This window comes from Paraburkholderia sediminicola, assembly GCF_046027825.1.
GTDB lineage: Bacteria > Pseudomonadota > Gammaproteobacteria > Burkholderiales > Burkholderiaceae > Paraburkholderia > Paraburkholderia sediminicola_D.
The window spans coordinates 1-693 of record NZ_JAQQDU010000250.1; the positions used below are offsets into that span (position 1 = coordinate 1).

A 693-nucleotide genomic window follows, 5' to 3' on the forward strand; every position below is an offset into this window, starting at 1 on the left:
GGTCGATGATGTGGGCAACGAACCGTCACATGCCTGCAACGTCATCATCGACGCACAACAACTTGCGTATGTGATCTTCACCTCCGGTTCGACCGGCCGTCCGAAGGGCGTCGGCATCACGCACGCGAATGTGTCGCGACTGCTGTCGGCCACACGTGCGCAGTTCGCCTTCGACGAGCACGACGTGTGGACGCTGTTCCATTCGTATGCGTTCGACTTCTCGGTGTGGGAGCTGTTCGGCGCACTCGTGCATGGTGCGCGACTGGTGGTGGTGCCGTACTGGAGCGCCCGCGACACGCGCGCCTTCCATGCGCTGCTGCGCGAAGAACGGGTGACGGTGCTGAACCAGACGCCGTCGGCCTTCGTGCCGCTGATGCAGCACGATATGGAGTGCAGGCGTGCGGGCGACGCGTCGATCGATTCACTGCGCGTAGTGGTGTTCGGCGGTGAGAAGCTTGAACCGTCGCTGCTGGGAGAGTGGGTCGACGCGTGCGGTGCGCAGACACCGGCGATGGTGAACATGTACGGCATCACGGAAACGACGGTGCACGTGACGTACCGCCTGCTGCAAAGACCGGAGATGGGGGCGGGTGCGCGCAGCGTGATTGGCGAAGCGCTTGCCGATCTGCAACTGCACGTGCTGGACGACGACATGAACCCGGTGCCGCGCGGCGCGGTGGGCGAACTGTACGT

Annotated in this window: 1 protein-coding gene; it reads left to right on the plus strand. The window is 64.1% G+C overall.

Going from position 1 to position 693, the window contains the following annotated elements; all coding sequences use genetic code 11:
• Window positions 1-693 (plus strand): AMP-binding protein (locus PQQ96_RS42130; protein ID WP_408303347.1); only part of this gene is annotated, 693 nt, incomplete at both ends.